At 74.7% G+C, this 18,165-nt stretch carries 13 protein-coding genes; 5 read left to right on the forward strand and 8 right to left on the reverse strand.

Annotation, left to right across the window (positions count from 1 at the left end; genetic code table 11):
- The first annotated feature begins 87 nt into the window (after positions 1-87).
- From WME98_RS12800 to WME98_RS12820, 5 genes are all read left to right on the forward strand, one after another.
- Positions 88-291: a microviridin/marinostatin family tricyclic proteinase inhibitor gene (locus WME98_RS12800; protein WP_061624683.1), complete on the forward strand. Its 204-nt coding sequence runs from the start codon at positions 88-90 to the stop codon at positions 289-291.
- A gap of 275 nt (positions 292-566) precedes the next feature.
- The gene (locus WME98_RS12805) at positions 567-794 is read left to right on the forward strand and encodes a microviridin/marinostatin family tricyclic proteinase inhibitor (RefSeq protein WP_061624684.1); all 228 of its coding nucleotides are present in this window, start codon (positions 567-569) and stop codon (positions 792-794) included.
- Between the two features lie 13 nt (positions 795-807).
- Entirely contained in the window at positions 808-1,827 is a 1,020-nt protein-coding gene (locus tag WME98_RS12810) for an MvdC family ATP-grasp ribosomal peptide maturase (RefSeq protein ID WP_437951590.1), read from the forward strand.
- Entirely contained in the window at positions 1,824-2,849 is a 1,026-nt protein-coding gene (locus WME98_RS12815; protein ID WP_437951591.1) for an MvdD family ATP-grasp ribosomal peptide maturase, read from the forward strand. Before WME98_RS12810 ends, WME98_RS12815 begins: the two co-directional genes overlap by 4 nt.
- A 167-nt stretch (positions 2,850-3,016) precedes the next feature.
- The gene (locus WME98_RS12820; protein ID WP_437951592.1) at positions 3,017-6,883 is read left to right on the forward strand and encodes an AAA family ATPase; all 3,867 of its coding nucleotides are present in this window, start codon (positions 3,017-3,019) and stop codon (positions 6,881-6,883) included.
- 110 nt (positions 6,884-6,993) lie between these two features.
- Here WME98_RS12820 and WME98_RS12825 read toward each other — a convergent pair whose 3' ends face one another.
- The 8 genes from WME98_RS12825 to WME98_RS12860 form a co-directional block, all read right to left on the reverse strand.
- Positions 6,994-7,539, reverse strand: a complete 546-nt coding sequence (locus WME98_RS12825) for a hypothetical protein (protein ID WP_437951593.1) — start codon at positions 7,537-7,539, stop codon at positions 6,994-6,996.
- Position 7,540: 1 nt separating this feature from the next.
- Positions 7,541-8,842: an AAA family ATPase gene (locus WME98_RS12830; protein WP_437951594.1), complete on the reverse strand. Its 1,302-nt coding sequence runs from the start codon at positions 8,840-8,842 to the stop codon at positions 7,541-7,543.
- Positions 8,843-9,075: 233 nt separating this feature from the next.
- Positions 9,076-9,465 (reverse strand): YidH family protein, encoded by a 390-nt coding sequence (locus WME98_RS12835; protein WP_061628536.1) that lies wholly within the window; start codon positions 9,463-9,465, stop codon positions 9,076-9,078.
- A gap of 62 nt (positions 9,466-9,527) precedes the next feature.
- The gene (locus WME98_RS12840) at positions 9,528-9,908 is read right to left on the reverse strand and encodes a dihydroneopterin aldolase (protein ID WP_061628537.1); all 381 of its coding nucleotides are present in this window, start codon (positions 9,906-9,908) and stop codon (positions 9,528-9,530) included.
- 128 nt (positions 9,909-10,036) lie between these two features.
- Positions 10,037-10,345: a hypothetical protein gene (locus WME98_RS12845; RefSeq protein ID WP_020740254.1), complete on the reverse strand. Its 309-nt coding sequence runs from the start codon at positions 10,343-10,345 to the stop codon at positions 10,037-10,039.
- Positions 10,346-10,551: 206 nt separating this feature from the next.
- On the reverse strand, positions 10,552-11,292 hold the full coding sequence (locus WME98_RS12850) for a Crp/Fnr family transcriptional regulator (RefSeq protein ID WP_061628538.1): 741 nt from the start codon (positions 11,290-11,292) through the stop codon (positions 10,552-10,554).
- 92 nt (positions 11,293-11,384) lie between these two features.
- Positions 11,385-15,422: a hypothetical protein gene (locus WME98_RS12855; protein ID WP_437951595.1), complete on the reverse strand. Its 4,038-nt coding sequence runs from the start codon at positions 15,420-15,422 to the stop codon at positions 11,385-11,387.
- An 89-nt stretch (positions 15,423-15,511) separates the two neighbouring features.
- On the reverse strand, positions 15,512-17,833 hold the full coding sequence (locus WME98_RS12860) for a hypothetical protein (RefSeq protein WP_437951596.1): 2,322 nt from the start codon (positions 17,831-17,833) through the stop codon (positions 15,512-15,514).
- Between the last annotated feature and the right edge of the window lie 332 nt (positions 17,834-18,165).

Consider the following 18,165-nt stretch of genomic DNA (forward strand, 5'->3'; position numbering starts at 1 on the left):
AACTTAACGTGCGCAGCGGGTCGGCTCAATCCATCCTGCCCACGGCGGCTCTGCCGCATGGCAGTACATCCACTCTGGAGGTTTCCCATGGCTGATATCGATCGCGATCCCGAGCAGGTCCCCTTCTTCGCTCGCTTCCTGGAGGATCAGAAGCGTGTCCGCACCGGCGTCAAAGCCGGCGGGTGTGTCACGACGATGAAATTCCCCTCGGACGGTGAGGATACCGGTGGTGGTGAGGCCGTCACCCTCAAGTTCCCCTCCGACAACGACGAAGATCTGGGCGTGAAGTGATCCGCGCGCCGCGCGGCGCAGATCACGCGATCGAGGCGCCGCGCGGCCGGGTTCGCCGACACGCGACCAGGCTCGACGACACGCAACCCAGCGCAACGAACTTTAACAATATTCAACACAGCCGAGCACCCCGCGACTGAAAGACGACCGCAGCAGCGGAATCGGTCGCAGCCACCGTGTTCAGGGTGCCCGCGGGCTTGCCTACCCGCCTGGTTGCTCGTTTAATTATCCCTCTTATCCTCGACGGCGCCGCCGTCCCAATCTGGAGGTATCCCATGGCTGATGTCGATCTCCGTGAGCCCGAGCAGCAGGAGCAGGAGGCCGCCGAGGCGGTGCCCTTCTTCGCCCGTTTCCTGGAGGACCAGAAGCGCGTCCGGACCGGCGTCAAGGCCGGCGGGGGCGCCGTGACGAAGAAGTTCCCCTCGGACAGCGATGACGATCCGCCCATCTACACCACGCTGAAGTACCCGTCGGACGGCGAAGACTCCGGCTCCGGGGTATGAGCCGCCCGGGCCCGTGCGAGAGAGGCAACCCGACGTGACGACCGCGGGCGAAAACGTCCTCCTGGTCTCGCATTCACAGGACGACTTCGGGATCGAGCGCGTGGCGGAGGCGCTGCGACGGCGCGGCGCCCGCCCCGTTCGCCTGAACGTCGACCGGTTTCCTCGCGACATCGCCCTCTCGACGGCGCTCGGGGCCGGCGGCGTTCGCCGCCGCCTGGAGGGCGCCGGGGCCGCGCTCGGCGGGGACGAGATCTCCGCCGTCTGGCTCCGGCGCGTCTGGGCGCCGAACCTCGGCGAGGGCGTCCCGGAGGCGTACCGCGCCGCCTGCGTGCGCGAGTCGATGGCGGCGCTGGCCGGCTGGCTGCGCGGGCTCCCCGCGCGGCAGTGGATCAACGAGCCGGCGGCCGAGGAGCGCGCCCAGGACAAGCTGCGCCAGCTCGCGGTGGCCGCGTCGGTCGGCCTGCGCATCCCCGAGACGCTGGTGACGAACGACGCGGCCGAGGCCCGCGCCTTCTTCGCGCGCCTCGGCGGGAACGTGGTCGCCAAGATGCTCACGCCCTTCTCGACGAGCCTCTCGGGCAACACTCCCTTCGTCTTCACGCACGCCGTCACGGCGGCCGACCTCGACGCCCTCTCCGGCCTGCGCCAGAGCCCGATGGTCTTCCAGGAGCGCATCCCCAAGGCGCGCGAGCTGCGCGTCGCCTGCGTCGGCGGCCGGTGCTTCCCCGGCGCGCTCGACGCCTCCCGCTACGAGTCGATCGCCGTCGACTGGCGCCACCCGAACGTCAGCGCCGCCGGCATCGCGTGGGAGCAGGACGCGCTCCCGCGCGACGTCGAAGCGCAGCTCGGCGCGCTCCTCCGCGCCCTCGGGCTCGCCTTCGGGGCCGTCGACCTCATCCGGACGCCCGAGGGACAGCACGTCTTTCTCGAGATCAACCCCGCCGGCGAGTGGGGCATGCTGGAGCGGGACCTCGGCCTGCCGATCGCCGACGCGCTGGCGGAGGCGCTGCTCGCTCCGACGGAGAACCCGTGACCGTCCTCATCATCACGCACAGCGAAGACAACGAGTGCATCGCCCGCGTCGCCGCCGCGATCGAGCGGCTGGGGGGCCGGGCCTTCCGCTTCAACACCGACCTCTTCCCCGGCGGGGCGCATCTCGCGCTCGCCTCGGGGCCCGGGGTGCGCCGCTCCACGCTGCGCGCCGGCGGTGGCGAGCTCGATCTCAGCGACGTGACCGCCGTCTGGTACCGCCGGGTCGCGTTCGGCCGCGGGCTGCCCGCGTCGATGGACCCGCAGCTGCGGAGCGCGTCGGTCGAGGAGGCGAAGCGAACCGTGGAGGGCCTGCTGGCGGCGCTCCGCGTCCCGCAGGTCGACCCGCTGCCGGCGGTGCGCTTCGCGTCGAACAAGCAGGTGCAGCTCGACATCGCCCGCGAGGTCGGCCTCGACACGCCGCGCACGCTCACCACCAACGACGAAGATGCGGCGCGGGCCTTCGCCGCGACCTGCCCGGGCGGGGTGATCGCCAAGATGCTCTCGTCGTTCGCCGTCTACCGCGGCGGCGAGGAGCACGTGGTCTTCACGAACGCCCTCCGGGACGAGGATCTCGCGGACATGCGGGGGCTCTCGCTCTGCCCGATGACGTTCCAGGAGAGGATCCCGAAGGCGCGCGAGCTGCGGGTGACGGTCGTGGGCGAGCGCGTGTTCGCGGCCTCGATCGATCCGGAGGCGGCTCCCGGCGCCGAGGTCGACTGGCGGCGGCAGGGGCTCGAGCTCATCGACGCGTGGCGCAAGGACGCGCTCCCGCCCGACGTCGAGACCGCGGTGCTCCGGCTGATGGATCAGCTCGGCCTCAACTACGGCGCCCTCGACATCCTCCGCACACCGGACGGCCGGCACGTCTTCCTCGAGGTCAACCCCGTCGGCGAGTTCTTCTGGCTGGAGCGGAGCCCCGGGCTGCCGATCAGCGAAGCGCTCGCCGAGGTGCTGCTCGGCAAGGCGCCGCGCCGCGGCTCGTGGAGCGCCTTCCTGCACGCCCCCGTCACGCAGCCCCGCTGAGCCGGACGGATAGCGTACAGCGCCGCCCGCCCGCCACCTCCAGCAGAACCCGCCCGCCCTCCGGCGGACCGAGCACGCGCGCCGCGAGGAGCGGCCTTGACATCGCGCGGAGGTTTCGCACTTGCTATCCGTTCAGGGGAGGGCACCCCCCCCTGGCCGGCGACCTCGTGAAGATCCTAGAGCTCCACCTCCTCGCGTTCGGCCCTTTCACGGATCTCCGGCTCGATTTCTCCTCGCCGTCGCCGGGCCTGCACGTCATCTACGGCCCCAACGAGGCCGGCAAGAGCACCGCGCTCCGGGCGATCCGCGGCCTGCTCTACGGCATCCCGCACATCACGCCCGACGCCCACCTGCACCACAACACCGATCTGCGCGTCGGCGGGCGGCTCGCGGGCAGGGGGGACGCGGCGCTCGCGTTCGTCCGCCGCAAGGGGCGCGTGAAGACGCTCCGCGATCCGGACGACAACCCCCTCGAGGACGCGGCGCTCGCGCCGCTGCTCGGCGGCGTCACGGAGGAGCTCTTCCGCACCTCCTTCGGGCTGGATCACGACACGCTCCGGCAGGGCGCCGAGGCGCTGCTCCAGGGCAAGGGCGACGTCGGCCAGAGCCTGTTCGGCGCGGGGCTCGGCGGGCCGGGGCTGCAGCAGCTGCTCGGCACGCTGCGCCAGGAGGCGGACGAGATCTTCACGCCCCAGGCGAGGACCCGCCCGCTCAACGAGGCGATCAAGGCGTTCGAGGAGGCGCGGGGCCGCGCCAAGGCCGCCGCGCGGCCGCCCGCGGACTGGACGCGCAAGCGGCAGGAGATCGACGAGGCCAAGGCCGAGCAGGAGCGCGTCGACGCGGAGCTCCGCGCGCTCCGGGCGACCGACAAGCGGCTGCGGCGCGCGCTCCGGGTGCTCCCGCTGCTCGAGGCGCGGCGCGCGATCGTCGGCCGGCGCGCCGCCCTCGGCGACGTCGTCCTCCTGCCGGAGGGCGCGCAGCGGGATCGCGAGGACGCGCAGGAGCGCGCCGCCGACGCGGCCGAGCAGGCGGCGCGGCTCCGCGCCGACATCGAGGAGCTCGAGGCCCGCCACGCCGCGCTGCACGTCCCCGCGTCGCTCGCCGAGCTCGATCCGGGCGCGATCGACGGCCTCGTGACCCGGCTCGGGAGCCACCGCAAGGCCGCCGTCGACCTGCCGCGGGTCCGCGCGGAGCTCCACGGCATCGAGGAGGAGGCGCGCGCGATCCTCCGCAGGCTCGGGCGGGACGCCTCGCTCGTCGGCGGCGCGGAGGCCGAGCGGATCGAGGCGATGCGCGTCGACGTCGCCACCGAGGCGCGCATCAAGAAGCTCGCCCGCGAGCGCGGCGCGGTCGAGGCCAAGCCGCGCGAGGTGGAGCGGCTGCTCGCGGCGAACCGCGCGCGGCGCGACGCGTGCGCGCGCCGGCTCGCCGAGCTGCCGCCGAGCGAGGACCCCGCCCCGCTCCGGGGCGCGCTCTCGCGCGCGCAGAAGCAGGGCGACCTCGAGCACCGCCGCCGCGAGGCCGCCGCCGCGGCGGCGCAGCTCGCGCGCGAGGCCGACGCGCAGCGCGGCCGGCTCGGGCTCGGCGCGCCTGCGCAGCGGGCGCGCCTCGACGTCGACAGCGCGCCGGCGCGCCTCGACGACGACGGCGCGGCCGGCGACGCCGCCGCTCCGGCGAGGCGGCCGCTCTCCGCCGCCGAGGCGAGCGCCCTGCCCGTCCCGCTCCCCGAGACGGTCGACCAGGCGGCGGCGCAGTGGGGCGCCATCGCGCGCGAGCGGGAGCGGCTCGCCGAGCGCGCGGCCGAGGTCGAGGCGCGCCTGCGCGAGAGCGCGCGCGAGATCGACGCCCTCCAGCGCGCCGGCGCGGTGCCCACGGAGGCCGACCTCGCCGAGGCGCGCGAGCGCCGCGACGCCGCCTTCAAGGCGCTCGTGCGCGCGCTCCAGGCCAAGGGGAGCGCCCGCGCGGCGGCGGCGATCCACACCGCCACGCTCTTCGACCTCGGCGCGGACGTGGCCGCCTCGCCCGGCGCGGGGCGCAGGCCGGCGCTCGGCGCGTCGGGCGAGGCGGCCGCGCGCGGCAAGGCCGACGAGTATGCCGAGCTGGTCCGCGTCGCGGACGCTTTGGCCGATCGGCTGCGCCGCGAGGCCGACCGGGTCGCCCGCCTGGCGCGGCTGCTCGCGGACAAGGCGCGGGCCGAGGCGGATCAGGCGCAGCTCGCCGCGGAGCGCGCCGCGCTGGCGCGCCGCGCGGAGGAGGCCGAGGCCGCGTGGGTCGAGCTGTGGCGGCCGGCGGGCGTCGCGCCGCGCTCGCCCGAGGAGATGCGCGGCTGGCTCGGCCGCCACGCGGGCCTGACCGCCACGGTCGACCGGCTGCGCGCGGCGGAGGCGGAGGCCGAGGCGCTGCGGGCGCGGATGCAGGCCCACGCGGCCGAGCTCCACGCGGCGATCCAGGGCGCCCGCGCCGCGTCGGGCGGCGCGCGCGGGGACGGCGGCGGCGCGGGCGCGGGCGCCGGCCCCGCCGGGCCGCTGGAGGACGCGGCCGCGCGCCTCCCGGCGCTCATCGAGGCGGCGGAGCAGAAGCTCGCGGCCATCGAGGGCGCGGCCCGCGAGCGCCGCGAGCTCGCGCGGGAGCGCAAGGAGCTCGAGCGCGAGCTCGAGGACCTCGAGCGGGAGCGGGCGGAGCACGCGCGCGCGCTCGAGGCGTGGCGGGCCGGCTGGGCGGAGAGCGTGCGGGCGCTCGGCCTGCCCGGCGACGCGTCCGCGGACGAGGCCACGGCGATCCTCGACGAGCTCGGCGCGCTGTTCCGCAAGGTGGACAGCGCGGCCCACGAGCGCCGCCGGGTGCTCGGGATGGAGCGCGACGCCCTGGCGTTCGCGGCCGACGTGGCCGCGCTCGCGGCCCGGCACGCGCCGGATCTGGCCGAGCTGCCGGCGGATCAGGCCGCCGATCAGCTGATCAAGCGCCACCACAAGGCGCGCGCCGACCTCCGCGAGCGCGGCGAGATCGAAGTGCGTATGGCCGAGAAGCGCCGCGAGCGGGACCAGCAGGAGGCGCGGCGCGCGGCCGCCGAGGCGCGCCTCGCGAAGCTGTTCGAGGCGGCGGGCGTCGCGCGCACGGGCGACGTCGCCGGCGACCTCGCGGCGCTGTCGCTTTCGGAGGAGCGCTCGCGCGAGGCGCGCCGGCTCGACCGCGAGCTCGTCGAGAACGAGGGCAAGCTCCTCGAGGCGGGCGAGGGCGCGGGCGTCGCGGCGCTGGAGCAGGAGACCGCGGGGGCGGAGCGGGACGCGCTCGCGCTCGAGCTCGACCGCGCGGAGCAGCGGCTCGCGGCGCTGGAGGACGAGCGGCGCCGGATCGATCGGGCGCTCGGGAGCCTGGAGCAGGAGCGCGAGCACCTCAGGGCGACGGTGGGCGCCGCGGAGGCCGCCGTGGAGGCGCAGATCTGCCTGTCGCACCTGCGCGGCGAGGTGCGCCGCTACGTGCGGGCGCGCCTCGCCGCGGTGCTGCTCGATCGGGAGATCGAGCGCTACCGGGAGCGCAACCAGGGGCCGATCCTGGCGCGCGCGAGCGCGCTCTTCCATCGCCTGACGCTGGGCGCCTTCGCCGGCCTCCGGGTGGGTTACGACGAGAGCGAGCAGGCGATCCTCCGCTGCGTCCGCGCGGCGCCGTCTGTCGCCGCCGCTCCCGCCGGCGGGGCGGCGCCGGCGTCGGCGGACGCGGCGGCGGAGCCCGCGAAGGCACCGGTGCAGCGCGAGGTGGACGTGACCGGCCTGAGCGACGGCACGCGCGACCAGCTTTACCTCGCGCTGCGCCTCGCGAGCCTGGAGCACCACGCGCGGACGGGCGAGCCGATGCCGCTCATCCTGGACGACCTCCTGATCCATTTCGACGACGACCGCGCCCGGGCGGCCCTCGCGGTGCTCGGCGAGCTGACGGCGACGACGCAGGTGCTGTTCTTCACGCACCACGCGCGTCTCTGCGAGCTCGCGCGGGAGGCAGTGCCGGCCGACGTGCTGCGCGAGCACCGGCTGCGGTGAAGCGCTCATCGCGCGTGCATCGCGCGTGCGCCGGCGCGGGAAGCCTGGCAGCGCCGCGTTCAGGCACTCATGATCCGCTGACAGTCCCGGTGGCGAGGGATGAAAGGCTTCTACTTCGCCTCGCGGCGCGCTCCCAGGCGGCGGTGCGGGTGGGGAGGTGCCCCGTCCTCCAGCCATCTGGAACACCCCTCTGGCTCGCGGCCGGGGTTGGCCCAGACGACGCGTTTCAAGGCGCGCACCTGCGTCGAGGCTGCGCTGAAGAGCGCTCGTACTTGCTCATCCAGCGAGACCACGATGTGGTCCGTCGCCTGTGCGGCCTCGATGAGGTGCGCGTCCTTCAGCATGGCGCGCCGATCGCGCTCGGTCGCCGACGCGCCGTCGATCGCATCGCGCAGCTCAACGTCCTCTGGAACATTGAGGAACAGCGACTGCTTGCGGGCGACCATCGTGGTTCGCCACTGCATCGCAAAACCGGACGCGTGTTTCTTCCACTCCGAGCTGACAGCGGGCGTGAGCACGACATGATGACCTACGGCGAGCGTCGTCTTGAGGAAGTCGCGGCACTGCTTGGGGAGGGGGTATGCAGCGTCCTCGCCGCCTGCGGCCCGGGCCACCGAGGCGTCGATGACGAGTCGACGCGAGACCTTGGTCCGCATCTCAGCGCTTGGCCTTGGCCATCCGCCTCTCGGCAGCGTCCAGGTAGCGGGCCTGCGCGTCGAGCGCCACCTCGGCGAAGTCTTCAGGCCAGTCGCCGAAGGCGCCGGCCTCGTCGAGGTCCGCGCTCCGCACCTGCGTCACGCCGTCCTTGGTGAGGGAGAACCAGTGCAGCGCGACGAGCTCGGGCCGGAGCGCTCCTTCGGCGACGAGCGCCTGCACGCCGAGCAACAGGAGCGAGCTGTGGGTCTCGATCACGACCCGGACACCGCGGCTCGCGGCGTCGGCGAGAATCTGCGCCAGCGCCACCTGCGCCCGCGGGTGCAGGTGGATCTCCGGCTCCTCGATGTAGACGAGCTGGCCAGGTCGAGCGGTCAACAAGGCCACGAGCACGGGGAGGCACTGCGAGACGCCGAAGCCTACATCCGCGATGCTCACGAGATCCTGCGCGCGGCCGCGCGCTCGCTGCTTCAGGCGGCCGACGCGCAGCTCGACACGCGTGTCGTCGATGCGAGCGGCCTTGATCGTCCAGTTCAGGCCGAGCTTCTCGAGCGCGGCCCCGAGCTGCTTCAGGCGGATGTCCTTCGTGGCCTGCCAGTGATGGATGATGCTTGCCACGTATGGCTCGAAGGGGCCGGGGAAGTCGCTGCCCACCGCGGTGGTCCTGTACGTCCGCTCGGGAATGCCGCGCAGCGCGGCGACATGGATGATGGCGCGCAGGTCGTCGGGAGCGCTCCGGAGCGCGCGCGGGACATAGCCGGAGCCGTCGTTCGTCTCGACAACGCTCAGCGTTTCTCCGGTCCGCTCGGACAGTTGGTACCAGAGAAAACATCGCTTACGGACAACAGAAATAACGTGTTCCCTATAATCGTGAACGATGCCGCGCCGCAACCTATCGCCCCTGCCGAGTGGGACGGCGACTGTCGTGTCGACCACGTCGAGGCCGCCCTTGGCCTGCCTCTGAAAACGGACATCGACCTTGCCCGTAGGCAGGTCGATGCCGACCGAGAATTGATTGCTGCTCCGTCCGCCAAAGCGCGAGAATAGCTGCTCGACCGCCGTGAAGCGGACGTGCGGGCCGTCGAGCAGCAGCGCCCCCGGGTCATAAAGCGCATCCAGCGTCTGCTTCATGAGCAGAGGGGGCTGCATGATGCTGGATTTGCCCGAGCTGTTGGTGCCGGCGAGGAGCGTCAGCGGCCGGACGGCGATCTGCGTGCGCTTGCGGATCGATTTGAACCCCTCGACCGTGATGGCCGAGATGCCGCCCAGCTCCGCTGGGCGGATCACGCTTGACTTGTCCGCCACCCTGCTCCTCCGCGTGCTGCGGCGACTATTTCACATGCCAGGACGCGGATCCAGCGGACACTCGACGGACGCACCGTCCGGCCCAGCCCAGGTGCGCGCCGGTGGGCCCGCCGATGCGGACGCCGCGGCCCGGGGCACGAGGAGCGGGCCTCACGTCATCGATTCGGCGCTCTTCAGCCTGACGCACTCGCCCATGCTTCCGGATCGCGGCGGAGCGCTTCGTCTTCAGCAGCTCACGACGTGAACAGCCAGGCGACGCTCGCCGCGCCGATCAGGAAGATCGCGGCCGTGAAGATCAGGATCGCCGTCCTGTCGGGCCGGTATGCCCCGCGCTCGATATCGCTGTACGCCCGCAGGTACCGCACCGCGGCCCACGCCATCAGCGCCATCCCGAGCAGGACCATCCCCGCGCCGAGGCCCACCACCTCCCGCAGCATCGACCGCGATCCCACCTGCGCGGCCCCGGGCGCCGCCTCCAGGAAGTACAGGCTGAACCTGTTTAGCGTGATGCCGAAGCTGAGCAGCGCGATCGCCGTGCGCACATAGGCGAGGTGCGTCCGCTCGTTGGCCAGGTGCTCCCGCGCATAGGCCTCCGTCCGCTTCGCGCTCTCCTCACCGGGCATGGCCGACCGCCCTCCTCACCGCGCCGGCGTGACAGCCGCTCACCCGCCCGACGCGCCCGCGCTCACCCGCCCTTGCGCCCCGAGAGCTCGACCGACGCCGAGTCCACCGACACCGACGTCGGGGGGCCGAACTTCTTCACCTGAACGGTGACCCCGAGGGCCGGCGTGTCGTCGAGCACGCGCTCGATGATCCGCTGGGCGAGTGTCTCGAGCAGCTTGTACGAGGCGCTCGTGCCCGCCTCGACGACCAGGCTCGCCAGCCCGTCGTAATCGAACACCCGCGCCCGCGCGTCGGCGCGGGGCAACAAGGCGACCGGGAGCTCCACCTCCAGGCACACCACGAAATCCTGGGGCAAGTCGCGCTCGGCGCGGGACACGCCGTGCTTGGCGCGAAAGCGGATGCCGTCGAGGCGGATCCGGTACGTCTGGATCGCAGACTCCATCCGCGCCCCCCTAGCACGCCTTCCGGCCGGCTTCCGCCGAAGGTTGCGCGGCCGCAGGCTCGCCCGCCCGCGGCGGCCCCCCGGGCGCGCTCCGACCGGGCGCGCGGCGCGCGGCGCCGCGCGCCCGGTCAGAGAGGCCGCTTGAAGCACACGGCGTCGATCTTCGCGGCGAGCTCGCTGCGCAGGAACTGCACCGGCTCCCAGCCCTCCTGCCCGAACCGCTTGAGGACCGGGTTCCACCCGGACGCGCTCGTCACCTCGAGGAGCTGGGCGTCGCTGACCTGCGCCGTCTCGGCGTCCACGCACCGCACCTCCCACCGGGGCGGATCGCTCCCCGCGTGCACCGGCGGCACCAGGAAGCGCGGCGCCACGTACGACGCGGAGCAACCGAAGAGAAACGCGACGGCGATGGCTGTTCCGGAGCTGAGCTTCGGCATGAGCAATCCTTTCCTGCGAGGTCGACTCGCGAAGGCGTATCGGCGCTTCGTGCGCCACGTCAACAGGGAACGGCGCGCGCGAGGGCGCGAGCGGCCGCGCGCCAGCGCGCATGTCCAGCGCGACATGGCCGAGGATCTCGCCGCTCGCGCCACCTCCGACGCCATCCGCGCATAGCGGCGCCGCGCGCCGGCGCGATCCGCGTCCACTACCGCTTCCGGGCGAGCGCCTCGCGATCCTTCACGATCAGCCGCCGCCCGGCCACGTCGAGCACCCCCTCCTTCCGCAGCGCGCCCAGCGTCAGCGTCACCGTCTCCCGCGTCGAGCCGATCACCTGCGCGATCTCGGCGTGCGTGATCGGCGCCGAGATCAGCGTCCCCCGCGGCGTCGGCACGCCCCAGCGCTCCGCCGCGTGCAGGAGGAACTCGGCCAGCCTCCCGCCCACGTTCTTGAACAGCATCGACTCGATCCGGTCCTCGGTCTCGCGCTGCCGCGCGACGAGGAGCGCGAACACCGCCCCCCCGAACCCCGGGTGCTGGGCGCAGAGCTCGCGGATGAGCGCGAGCGGCACGCGGACCACCTCGGCCTCGTCCATCGCGACGGCGCGCTCCGTCCGCGTCTCCAGCCCGCCGAGGCACGACTCGCCGAGCACGTCGCCCGTGCCGCGGTAGCTGAGCGGGAACGCGGCGCCCGCGTCGTTGATGCGCTCGACACGCGCCCGGCCCCGGCCGAGCACCACGAGCGTGTCCGCAGGGGCGCCCTGCTCGAAGATCGCCGCGTCGGACGCCACCACCTCGAGCACGGCGGCGTCGGTGACCGCGTCGCGCACCGCGCGGTCGACCTGCGCGAAGAGCGAGGAGAGCCGGAAAGCGCGCGCCACCCGCGCCTTCACGGGATCGGTCGGCGGGCGCCCGGTATCCGGCGCGTACTGGGAATCCAGATCGCTCACGGGTAGAGCAAAAGCGTAATCCATACTGCGTAGGTTGGCACACAGGAATCCCCGGGACCGGGGCGCTCGAAGAGGACGCGCGGGCGCCGGGATCAGCGTCCGTCGCGGTCGAGCAGCACGACGATGTCCCGGTCGAGCGCGCCGTCCGCCGCGCGGGCGAACTGCTGAAACCGCGGGTAAGCGTCCGGTTGCACGCGCCCCGCGGGCAGCTCCAGGAAGCGGTCGAGGAGCAGCGCGCCGCCGTCGAGGCGATCGTTCACCCGCACGGTGCGCCCGTCATTGTCCGCCGCAAACGGAGCGAGCCGCGTGGCCACGCGCGCGCCCGGGGGGAGCTTGACGCGGAGCCGCACCTCCGAGCGGGTCGCGATCTGCTCGGACAGGTAGAGCGGCGTCTCCCGGACCGGCAGGCTGGCGAGGCTGGCCACGCGCACGCCGAAGGGCGGCGAGAGCACGAGCTCCGGGCCCTGCGCGCGCGCGAAGCTCGCGGCCGAGATCTTCATCTTCAGGGTGAGCGGCCGGTCGATCTCGGTCAGCTCCTTCACCTGGATCTCCTGGAGCCGCGCCCCCGGCACCATCTGCGGCAGGAGCCGCGACTCGACCGCGTCCCGGAGCTGCGCGTCGGGGAGCGACTCCAGCGCCGAGCGCAGCGCGATCGCGAGCTTGCCCTCGTAGCGCTGCTCGATCGACAGCGACGCCGAGCCGTCCCGGGCCACCTCGGCGACGCCCTCGGTGACCACGCCGTCGTGCGCGCCGGACGAGGGCGTCACCTCGCGGGGCGCCCCGGGCCGCAGCACGATCGCCGGCTGCCCGCGGAGGGAGCTCGGCAGGTAGCCGTACGGCGCGAACTTGTCGCGCACGAACATCCAGCGGGCCGCGCTCGCGCCGGGCTTCTCGCCGGTGTCGACGCGCACCGCGAGCGCGCTCCACGTCTCGGCCTCGCTCATGGGGCCGCGCGGCGGCGGCGCGAGCCGGTCGCTCACGACGCCGTAGCCGGCGTCGATCCCGACCAGGCGGCACAGGTAGAGGAACGCCTCGGTCCGGTTGCCGCTCTTGCCGATGACCACGCGGCGGCCGTCGTTCTCGCGCCCCGCCTCCACGTTGGCGAGCACCCACCGGTAGATGCGGCGCGCCTGCTCGTCCTTCGACGGCGCCGCCCCGGCCTCGCCCCCCGCCGCGCCGCCGCCACCGGCGGCCTTCCCCGCCCCGCCGCCCGCGGCCGCGCCGGAGGCCCCCGGCGCGATCGGCGTCCGCGCGATCGCCCGCGCGATGCGCACGAGCCGCGGATCGCGCGGCGTCTCGTCGGCGGCCGCGTCGACCATGCGCGCGATCGTGTCCGCCAGGGTGATGCCCCAGCCGACGCGGACGTTCGGCAGGAACTCCGCCATCGGCGCGCTCGCCGGCTCCTCCGGGAGCGCGGGGCTCTTGTCGACGCGGTAGCGGCGGGTGACGAGCGCGCCGGACTCGACGATCTCCGGGGCGGGCACCGGGCCGGAGACCTCCACGTCGAGGGGCCGGCTCTTCGGCGACACGATGATGAACTCGCTCCGCCAGTACGGGACCTTCTCCTCGCGGAAGAACCAGCGCGGGCCCTGGAACGTGAGGCCCCCCTGGCCGTCGCCGCGCAGGACGAACAGGTTCTCCACCTCGATGTAATCGCCGACCTCGAGGTGCGGCATGGTCACGGTCGGCTTGTCCTCGATGAACTCCGGCTCGTGGATCGACCCGTCGCGCTTGACCGTGCGCAGCTTGAGCACGAGCCCGTCTGGCACGCGCTGCTCGGCGTGCTCCTGGATGGCCTCGCGCGACTGGATCCGGATGATCTCGTGCTGGAGCATCCGCGCCGAGCCGTCCTCGTGGATCCACAGGGCCGCGTAGTCGAGCACGCGCGCCGCCGTGCCCGGCATGACCTCGCCCGAGGCCTCGTGCTCGGCGATCACCCGCTTCCCGTCGAGCCGGTAGGGGCTGAGCTCGGTCGTGCCGTCGAGCAGCTCGATCGCGTCGCGCAGGCTCGAGGTGTCCGAGCCCGTCCGGATCGCCTCGATGAGCGCCTTCTGGAGCGCGTCGCGCTCCCCCCGGGCGAAGCGCGCGTCGGCGAGCGCGAGGCGCGCGTCCGCGTCGTCCGGCGACCTCGCGAGCGCGCGCTCGAGCTGCTCGAACGACTCGGCGCGCTTGCCGGCGCGGGTCAGGAGGTCGGCGATGCGCAGCGCGATGTCCTTGCGGTCCCGGCGGACGGCGCCGAGGCGCTGGAGCTCCTGGATGGCCGCCGCGTAGTCGCGCCGATCGATCGCCCGCTCCAGCTCGATCTCCGCGTCGGGGTCGAGCCCCCGGATGCGGGCGGCGAGCTCGTCCGCCTGCGCGACGTGCCCGTCGGCGTCGTGGATGCGGAGGAGCGCGCCCAGCACCTCGACGTCGTCCGGGAAGCGCGCGGCGGCCTCCTTCACGGTGCGGACCTGCTCGACGCGCCAGCCGAGCCGCGAGTACATCGCGGCGAGCGTCTTCAGGAGGTCGGGTACCTCGCGGAACTGATCGGCGAGCGCCTCGACCGTGCGGGTCACCTCGGACAGGCCCGCCTTGTCGGCCTCCTCGAGCGCGAGCCAGAAGCGGGGGTACCAGAGCTCCGGGTCCTTCGCCGCGGCGCGGGCGCGCACGTCCTTCACGAGGTCGCGGCCGTCGGACGGCGGGAAGATCGGGTCCTTCTCGAGGAAGACGGCCTGCGTCGCGAGCGCGGGGCCGGTGGCGCGCGCCGGATCGGCCACGAGCGGCTCGATCAGCACCGCGCTCACGTCGTCCTGGCCCTCGAGGTGCGCGATGGTCGCGGCGAGGTAGCGGGAGATCGGGTCGTTCACGTCGCGCTCGGGGCGCGGCGCGCCGCGCAGCCCGAGCGCGCGCGCCACCTTCGGCGCGGGCTGCGGCGGCACCCCGAGCGCGGTGAGGAACGGCTCGATGGGGTTGGGATCCGGCAGGACCTCGGGCGGGAAGAGCGAGTACGGGGGCGTCGGATCGGCGGACGTGGCCACGCCGAGGGGCGTGCCGTCCGGCGCGAGCAGCCGGATGGAGGTCTCGCCGCTCCCGACGCGGGCGAGGATGCGGTGCCGGCCCGGGCCGAGGCGCAGGCGCGCGCCGAACCTCGGCCAGATCCCCCACTGCTTCATGTCGCGCGTCAGCACCTCGACGTCGTCCACGAGGATGGCGAAGGCGCCCTGGACCGCGATGATCAGCTCGCGCTCGGCGGGCAGGTCGACGAAGGTCTCGACGTAGAAGATGCCCCTGGCCCTGCCCTCGCCGCGCGCGTCGGGCGCGACCGCGGAGAGCTGGCAGCCGCGGCGCTCGGCGCCGAGCACGCGCGGCGGGTCGGCGCGGCGGGGATCGCGCGGGAACACGGGCGGCCAGGGGCCGGCGCGCTCCGCCTCGTAGCGCACGCGGTGGTCGCTCTCGGCCAGGTGGCCGAACGGGCCGGCGAAGCGGGCGTCCTCGATGCACCCGTAGCGGCGCGCCGCGACGTCGATGAGCGGCGCGGCGGGCGCGGCGCCGGCGTCGCCAGCGCCGCCGGCGCTGTCCGCGCGCGCCGCGGCGGCCGCCTCCTCGGGCAGCCCCTCGATGCTCCACCACTCGACGAGCTCGGCCCGCGCGCGCCAGCCGAGGTTGCCGGGGCGGTCGATCGCGCGCAGGACGACCTCGCGGGACGTTTTCCAGAGGCCGACGACGCTGGACCGCAGCCCGAGCAGGTGATTGGCGGCGAACCAGCCCACGAGGGGGGCGTCGGGGTGCGCGCTCACCCGCGCCGCGTCCACCGCCTCGAGGTAGGCCGCCGCCGCACGCGCGTTGCGGCCGTGCGCCTCGTCGTCGATCGCGCGGCCCAGCGACGCGAGCATGGACTTCGCCCCGATCCCGTCGAGGCGCTTGCGCGCCGCCTTGACGCCCGCGGGCGTGCCGCCCGGGACGAGGAGCTCCCCGAGCAGCCAGCGGCCGACGACCTCGCCGTCGGTCGAGCGCGCGCCCGCGTCGCGGAGCGAGGCGATGGGGTCTGGCGCGCGGGGCGCGGTGGCCGCGCTGCATGCGCCGAGCGCGAGGGCCAGGGCGGCGGCGCCGGCGAGCCGGAGGAGCGAGGAGAGGGGGCGAGGTGCGCGCATCGGCTCGGTCCTTAGCGCGAGCGACCGCGTGCGCACAGGTACCCCGCGTTCACGCGGGTCGGGTGGGCCACAGCCCGCGGCGTCCTCGCTCACGCCCCCGCTTCGACAGCGCTGGCGACCTGCTGAAGGAGCACCGCCTGCTCGATCACCTCGGGCGGCACGCCCAGATCCTCGCGCGTGCCGGCCACGTCGTCGCGCGCCCCGGCCACGTCGTCGCGCGCCGCGCTCACATGGTGCGCCGCGCCCGCCTCCTCGCGCGCCGCGCCCGCCTCCTCGCGCGCCTCGCCGGCGTCCTCGGGCGCCGCGCTCGCGTCCTGGCGCGCCTCGCCCGCCGCGCTCCCGCCCACATCCTGGCGCGCCTCGCCCGCCTCTTCGCGCTCCGCCGCCCGGCGCAGCGCCGCGATCTCCGCCTGCGCGGCGACGAGCGCCTGCTCGAGCGCGTCGTGGAGCGCCTGGGGCGCGCCGGCCGTATCGCGCGCCTCGGACAGCTCGCGCTCGAGCTGCGCGACCTTCCAGCTCGCGGCGCGCAGGTCGGCCTCGCTCGCGGCGGCGCTCCGCGCCAGCGCGTCGAGCTGCTGCCGGAGCGCCTCCACGGCGTCGCCCTGCCCGCCGTTGCCCGGGAGCGCCCCGCCCGGCCCACCGCCCGTGGCCTGGCCCGGCCCGCCGCTCTCGGCCGTGCCCGACGCGAAGGCCGTCCCGAGCTCGTCGACGAGCTCCTTGCCCACGCGCTCGCTCTCGAGAAGCTGCGCCTTGAGCGACGCGATGACGTGGCCCCGGTCGCGGAGCGCCGCCTCGAGGCTCGCGATCTCGGCGGCCGCCGCCTCGCCGGGGTCGCGCTTCTCCAGCTCCGCGGCCCGCTGCTCCAGCGCGACGACGCGCTGCTCGAGCTCGACGATCCGCGCCTCCAGCAGCAGCCTGCGCGCGTCGAGGGCGCTCCGCTGCTCCTCCAGCGCGCGGTTCTCCCGCTCGATCCGCTCCACGCGCTCCTTGAGCCGGTCGCGCTCGCGCGCGAGCTCGGCCCGGGCGGCCTCGAGCTCCTCGTGCTTCGCCGCCGCGCGCCGCGCCTCCTCCAGCGCGCGCTCGCTCTCCTGCGCGCGCCTGCGCGCGGCGTCCCGATCCGCCGTGATCTTCGAGAGCTCCCGCCGCGCCCCCGCCGCGGCCGCCTCGAGCTCGTCGACGCGCGCCGAGAGCGCCGGGTCCGGCGCCGCGACGGCGGGCCTCGCCTCGAGCTCGGCGATCCTGGCGCGCGCGGCCTCGAGCTCGGCCGTCGCCGCGTCGAGGCGGTCGCGGGCGCCGGCGATCTCCGGCTTGTTGCGGATCATGCCGAGCTCGAGCTCGACCTTGGTCCGCGCCCGCTTCTCGTCGTCGAGCTGCTTGGCGAGCCGGGTCGCGCGGTCGCGCTGGCTGCGGAGCTCCTCCTCCATGTCGCGGATCTGGTGCGCCAGGCGCTCGGCCCGGACGTGGGCGTCGCCCGCCCTCGCCTCGACCTCCCGCAGGCGCGCCCCCCGCGCCTCGAGCTCGGCCTCCGTCTCGGCGAGGCGCGCGGCCGTGGCGACCGCGCTCTCGGCGCGGGCCCCCGCGTCCTCGCGGTCGCGCTGGTGCCGGGTGCGCAGCGCGGCGAGCTCGCCCCCGAGCCGCTCCGCGCGGCCCTCGGCCTCGGTGAGCGCCTCGGCCGACGGGCCGGCGGCCGCGACCGGGAACTCGGCGAACGGCAGCTCGATGACGGCGAACGCGTCGAGCCGCGGCAGGCGCTCGCCGGCCACGGCGATGAACCACTCCGGCTCCTCGGACCCGTCGAGGATCGACGTGTCCACGCTCACCTCGGGCTCGCCCTTCGGCGCGAACTCCGCGACCGTGTAGCCGACGAACGGCGCCTGGCCGACCATCCGCACCTGTTTGAACTGGAGCGCCACGAGGTCGTAGAGCGCGTAGTAGCCGGGCGCCGCGCCGCGCCGCGCGCCCGCGGGGAGCAGGCCCCGGGCGACGTCCGGGTTCGGCGACGCGATGATGGCGGCGCCGCTCGCGGCGGTGAGGCGGCGGGCGCGCCGGAGGATCTCGGCCGGGTCGGCGAAGATCGAGAGGTCGGGGATGACGAGGGTGTCGAAGGCGCCGTCGCGCACGCCGAGGTCGCCGTCGAACACGGCGAAGCTCGGGTGCGGCAGCCGGCCGGGCGCCGTTCGCGCGAGCTTCTCCGCGACGCGCGCGGCGTCCGGATCGTAGGCGTGGACGAGGCGCGCGCCGCGCTGGAGCAGCCGGTCGGCGAGGCCGATGGTGGCGTCACCCAGGACCGCGACCCGCCGGCCGCGCACGAGCGGCTCGAGGTACGCGCTCAGCACCAGGGCGGGGTGGAGCGCAGCGGGGGCGGCGTGCCGCGGCGAACCGGCGGCTGCGAGGGAGGACTCCGTCGTCATGGTCCCGTCCTCTTACGGCGCTGGGGGCCGGGAGTCCACAAAGCGCCGTGCAGAGTTGCAACGAGGCGCCTGGCGCCGGCCCCGCGCGCCCCGCCTCGAAGCTCGGCGGCCGCCGCCCATGACGCTGTGCGTCTTGCCCAACGCCGTGTTCCCCAACCCCGTGTTCCCCAACCCCGTTCGTCGCTCCCGGTGTCATCTCCATGACACGCGCGCGTCGCGGCAAGCGCTGCGATACGACACGCGCACGTCGCGGCAAGCGCTGCGAGGTCCCATTGCATGCGACCGGGCTCGACAATGCCGCTGCACCGAGAGAACCCGGAAGTCGACTTCTT

Origin of the sequence: Sorangium sp. So ce296 (assembly GCF_051529605.1) — a bacterium.
GTDB lineage: Bacteria > Myxococcota_A > Polyangia > Polyangiales > Polyangiaceae > Sorangium > Sorangium cellulosum_D.